Raw genomic sequence first — 4951 nt, 5'->3', positions numbered from 1 at the left:
TATCATCATCATTTTATACTGTAAAAAAGAAACAGCAGGTGTAAACAGTGTAACCTATGTCCTGAATCAAAAGTGTAACCTATGTGTTGGTTAAATATCTTTGCATCTTTAACCGAAAACTAAAAACCGTAAACTGAAAACTATCTTTACATTGAAATCTCCCACCCCCTTTGTTATAGTAATATCATAAAAAATATCAAAATAATTACGGAGGTAGACAATTGTGAGTGAAAAAACAGTTTGGATTGATTTTGAAACCCTGGAAAGTTTTATGGTTGATGCTTTTAAGGCTGTTGGAGTACCGGAAGATGATGCTAGAATATGTGCCAATGTTTTAATTACTGCCGATAAACGTGGTATTGATTCCCATGGAGTTGGTCGTTTTAAGACCATTTACTATGACCGACTAAAAATTGGTATTCAATCCCCAATCACCCAATTCAAAGTAGTTAAGGAAGGCCCGACTACTGTAGTGGTAGATGGTCATAATGGCATGGGACAGGTTATTGCTAAAAAAGCAATGGAAATAGCTATTCAAAAAGCACGCGCATATGGCATGGGAATGGTAGTAGCTAAAAATTCTACTCATTATGGAATTGCCGGCTATTATGCCTTAATGGCAGCTGAGGCAGGGATGATAGGTATTACCGGTACTAATGCTCGACCTGCCATTGCCCCTACTTTTGGAGTAGAAAATATGCTGGGAACAAATCCCCTCACCTTTGCTCTGCCTACTGATGAGGAATTTCCTTTTTGTCTGGATTGCGCTACTTCTATGGTACAACGTGGCAAGATTGAATTATATGAAAGAGCTGAACAAGAAATACCTGCCGGCTGGGTCATCGGTACTGATGGTAAGGTGAAAACCAATCCCAAGCAGATATTAGAGGACTTTCAAAAAGGAAAGGCAGCATTGGTCCCATTGGGAGGGATAGGAGAAGAGACCGCTGGTTATAAGGGATATGGGTATGCTACTGTGGTGGAAATATTATCATCTGCCTTGACGGGGGGAAAATTTTTAAAGATGCTTTCGGGGATAGAAGAGGGCAAGGAAGCACCCATCAACTTAGGTCATTTTTTTATTGCTATTAATATTTCTTCTTTTATTGATTTGGAATCATTTAAAAAAAATACCGGTGCTATTTTAAGATCACTACGAGCTTCTAAAAAAGCACCTGATGCAGAAAGAATATTTACCGCTGGTGAGAAAGAATATTTAAGCTGGATGGATAGAAGAGAGAAAGGCGTACCTGTCAATAAAAACCTACAAAAGCAGTTATTAGCTGTTCAGAAAGAGCTTAATCTTAAACAATATCAATTTCCCTTTTCCTGATTTTTATTACAATTTCCCAGGTTGACAGATTTTTAATTAACCATTAATATGGATATGATTTTTAACAAGGATGTCAATGCAATACTAAAATCAAAAGATAAAAAAAAATATCATCAGGAAGAAGGTCAATAAAATTGATTTTTCTACTATTGCTTTATCTCTTTTTAATGCCCTTATTCTTCTTTTTTATTATAGCTCTGATTTTCTTGCCCTATGGTTTTACCTTGTATTCCCTGGTAACCCTGATTACCGTTCCCAAGCAGATCTGGACAATAGCCAAGAGTAAGAATATTAGAAGAAACCATGCTATTGAACATGCTACCATAAATGTATTGGAGCAATTGGCTGGACAACAATTGAATATTTCCGGATTATCTCAGGAAAATGGATTTTATATTGCCGGTATACAGAATGCGGAAATGGTAGAAGAAGCCGCTATTCGCGGTTTAAACCTGTTGAAACAGGGTAGTTGCCACTTAGCTATTCATCGTCGCTGCGGAACTGATATAGCTATTGCAAATTTTATCACTGCTTTAATCTTTTTCATTCTACTTTTCACTACCGGATTGTTCAGTATTTTAAATATTGTTATTGCTCTCTTACTCTCCAATTTAATTAGTCCCTATTTGGGGGAATATGTGCAAAAGTATTTCACCACCTCCTGTGAGGTAAGGAATACAGAAATCGTTGGATTGGAATATGAGATAGGCAGGCAGGATAGAAACTTACTGCTAAAACATTTCCCGAGAGGTTATTTTATCAGAACAGAAACTTCCTATTGACTATTGAGATTTATAGACTATATATTCATATAGCGATAAAGTGATAAAATTATAACAGAGGAAATTTTAAAGGAATTAAAAGAAGGGAGGATTGCTGGTGGTTGAAAATCAGATACCAGTTAAACAGATTCTTATTTCTCAGCTTAATAGAATTGGGATTGTTCATCTACAGGGTATAGAGAAATATTTAATCCGGAATGATATTCAAAAATGTTTTCTTATTACCTCGATTACTCCTCATGAAAATGTCCTTGAATATGCTGAACAAATTCCCTCTTTAGAAATTGTTGTTTCATCCCATTTTCAGAAAGAGAAAAAAAAGATTGAAAAGGAACATCCTGGAGTAAAAATAATTTCCATCGATCCTTATCATCTTGCTGGCAGAGATGGGGCATTGGATGCTTAACAATAATAGGGCAATACAATAAAGAAAGGAAATAATATATGAAGCAAATAGGTAAATTAGACATTACTGATACTAAACGACTTATTTTATCTGTAGGAGAATACAGAGGTTCTCCTCGGGTTGATTTGAGAACTTATGTCAAAATCAAGGATAAAGATGAGTATATTCATACCAAAAAGGGAATAAACTTTGATGCAGAGTGGACAGATGATTTCATCAAGATGGTAGAGAAATTAAAGGATGCCAAATTTGAATAATTAGCATCAGACATTCCTATTAGTAAATCTTATCTTACTGTAAAGAGCCATGATATCTTTCGTTGCTGCCCGGTTTCTACATCCCGGGCAGTAATCTGAGCAATCCAGGTGCGTTTTTGAAGAAGTTTAGGCGCTATGGGAGTAAAAGATATCTTTTGTTGTTCAGGGTAGTAAGTATGATTTAACAAACCAGAACCGCTTAATCTCAAATATAAAGAGGTTGGTTCAATATTTTGACCACCCAATATCGCTCCAATAGTAATTTCTTGGTTATCAGTAACGGTACCATCAGGGGGGAAGATATCATTAACTTGCAAAGTTTTTTCTAACACAATTGACTGGAATTGTGTTAGCGAACAATTACTAGATATAATTTGACGATTGAGAGAGTAAGCATTAATAGGAATAGAATTATTCATATTGTTTACATTAAGCAGGGCTTTATATCCAGCCTGTTTTGCCAGCATTTTAATCTCTTGACTGTAAACCCCATAAGGATAAGCAAAAGAGAGAACTGAGCTACCTGTGTTTCTTTCTAAAATAGTCTTGGAGAGAAAAATCTCTTTTTTTATTCTATTTAAATATTCAAGATAAGATTCATTCTGCTTTAAGTTGAGTAAATTGGTATGGCTTAGACTATGAGACCCGATTTCTATCCCCATATCAATCATCTCTTTAACTTCTAACCAGGATAGCTGGTTAGGGCCATTATCGATAAAGTCGGTATACAAGTAGAGAGTGGCAGGGAAGCCGTACTCTTTTAAAATGGGGAAGGCAAGATTATAAACGGATTTAAAACCATCATCAATGGTTATAACAGCCGGTTTTTCAGGAAAAAAGTTATTTTTGATACACTCCAGAAGCTGGGAAATAGATATAACTCGATAATCGTTCTCCCGGAGAAAATTCATTTGTTGTTTAAAGCAGTCAATGTTAATAGTATAGGCATCCGGGCTTTCTCCGATGCAGAATTTATGATAGGTAAGTATAGGAATGGAAAGCTCATCAAAAGTAAATTGATAAGCTTGCAGTTCCAGATTACCCATGGTAAGAACAAAAAACACCTGCATTATTACTAATAAATTAATTATATATTTTCTTATTCTTCTTATTTTTTTACTTTTATTTATTTTCATCTATCATTTATCTGCTTTCCAGGGAAAGTAGTCCACTTACAGGAAATTGTTTAAAATTGGTAAAATATCTTTCAGCTCACTAACTGTAAAATCAGCTGAAATATTCTTTTTATTTATTTGGTTCTGATAACGGTTAATCCAGATAGTAGTCATTGCCATATTCTTTCCACCAATAATATCTTTGTTATAGGAATCACCAATCATGAAAGCTTCCTCACCCTGACAATTTGCTTTCTGTAAAGCAACTTGAAATATTAGGGCAGCTGGCTTATATTGCTTTACCTCCTCTGAAGTAGTGATGGAATGAAAAGCTTGGTTAATATTTAAGGCTTTAAATTGTTCCTGCTGGTAGTCCAGATCAATATCACTTATAATTCCACAATGATAATCCTTTTCCTTTACCAGCAGAATGGCTTCCCATGCTCCTTCTACCAGGCGAATATATTTTAAGTGATTTTCTAAATAAATTTCATGAAATAATCGTAAATCATTAGAGGTTACCTTTTTATTGTATTGTTGCAAAATGGATTGAAATGCTAATTCAGAATAGAAATGTAATTTGTGGAAATAGTTACCATCCTTATTATTATTTTTAGCATTATCCTTATTATCCTTCAGGGTCATATCTTGATTAAAGAGCTGCTTTTCATAAAGAGTAAGAAGCTCTTCTTCTGAGGCAGGGAGTTGATAGATTTTTTTTATTTCTTTCATCATATAGTAGTGAGCTTTCTTATCACTCTCGGCATCCATCAGAGTTCCCCCAAAGTCAAAGAAAACTGCTTTAAAGGTATTTTTTTTATAGTTAGAATTGTTCATAGAAAATAATATACTCCTGAATAAGAATAATGGGATAAGATTGAGTAATTTCTTTTGAATAGATTGATACTAAAATATTATTAAGTATATAAGTTCCTCTTACCACAAAAATTATAACAGATATAGTTTAAATTTATAACCCCGTTTTATAATAAATAAAATATTTTTTATGAAGACAAAAATGTGGTGCGAGTTTATTGTTATTTGTTTAAATTTGCGAG

Annotated in this window: 6 protein-coding genes; 4 read left to right on the top strand and 2 right to left on the bottom strand. The window is 34.2% G+C overall.

Annotated features, from left to right (window positions below):
- Positions 1 to 223: 223 nt before the first annotated feature.
- The 4 genes from PHD84_10450 to PHD84_10435 all read left to right on the top strand — a co-directional run bounded on the left by PHD84_10450 (position 224) and on the right by PHD84_10435 (position 2778).
- A complete protein-coding gene (locus PHD84_10450) occupies positions 224 to 1333 on the top strand; it encodes an Ldh family oxidoreductase (protein ID MDD5638215.1) in 1110 nt (369 codons plus the stop codon).
- 134 nt (positions 1334 to 1467) lie between these two features.
- Positions 1468 to 2115, top strand: a complete 648-nt coding sequence (locus tag PHD84_10445) for a DUF6391 domain-containing protein (protein MDD5638214.1) — start codon at positions 1468 to 1470, stop codon at positions 2113 to 2115.
- A gap of 97 nt (positions 2116 to 2212) precedes the next feature.
- Positions 2213 to 2521, top strand: a complete 309-nt coding sequence (locus tag PHD84_10440) for a hypothetical protein (protein MDD5638213.1) — start codon at positions 2213 to 2215, stop codon at positions 2519 to 2521.
- 38 nt (positions 2522 to 2559) lie between these two features.
- Positions 2560 to 2778: a PC4/YdbC family ssDNA-binding protein gene (locus PHD84_10435; protein MDD5638212.1), complete on the top strand. Its 219-nt coding sequence runs from the start codon at positions 2560 to 2562 to the stop codon at positions 2776 to 2778.
- 29 nt (positions 2779 to 2807) lie between these two features.
- Here the strand turns inward: PHD84_10435 and PHD84_10430 are convergent, their stop codons facing one another.
- Both PHD84_10430 and PHD84_10425 read right to left on the bottom strand, forming a co-directional pair.
- The gene (locus PHD84_10430; GenBank protein ID MDD5638211.1) at positions 2808 to 3914 is read right to left on the bottom strand and encodes a polysaccharide deacetylase family protein; all 1107 of its coding nucleotides are present in this window, start codon (positions 3912 to 3914) and stop codon (positions 2808 to 2810) included.
- A gap of 36 nt (positions 3915 to 3950) precedes the next feature.
- A complete protein-coding gene (locus PHD84_10425) occupies positions 3951 to 4730 on the bottom strand; it encodes an HAD family hydrolase (GenBank protein ID MDD5638210.1) in 780 nt (259 codons plus the stop codon).
- Positions 4731 to 4951 lie beyond the last annotated feature (221 nt).

This window comes from Atribacterota bacterium (genome assembly GCA_028717805.1).
GTDB lineage: Bacteria > Atribacterota > Phoenicimicrobiia > Phoenicimicrobiales > Stramentimicrobiaceae > Stramentimicrobium.
The sequence above is the reverse complement of the archived record's forward strand: the minus strand, read 5'-3'. Positions and strand labels throughout refer to the sequence as shown.

Excerpts from the sequence above, each read along its gene's own strand:
- PHD84_10435 (MDD5638212.1), top strand. The coding sequence starts at position 2,560 with ATGAAGCAAATAGGTAAATTAGACATTACTGATACTAAACGACTTATT.
- PHD84_10430 (MDD5638211.1), bottom strand. The coding sequence starts at position 3,914 with ATGAAAATAAATAAAAGTAAAAAAATAAGAAGAATAAGAAAATATATA.
- PHD84_10425 (MDD5638210.1), bottom strand. The coding sequence starts at position 4,730 with ATGAACAATTCTAACTATAAAAAAAATACCTTTAAAGCAGTTTTCTTT.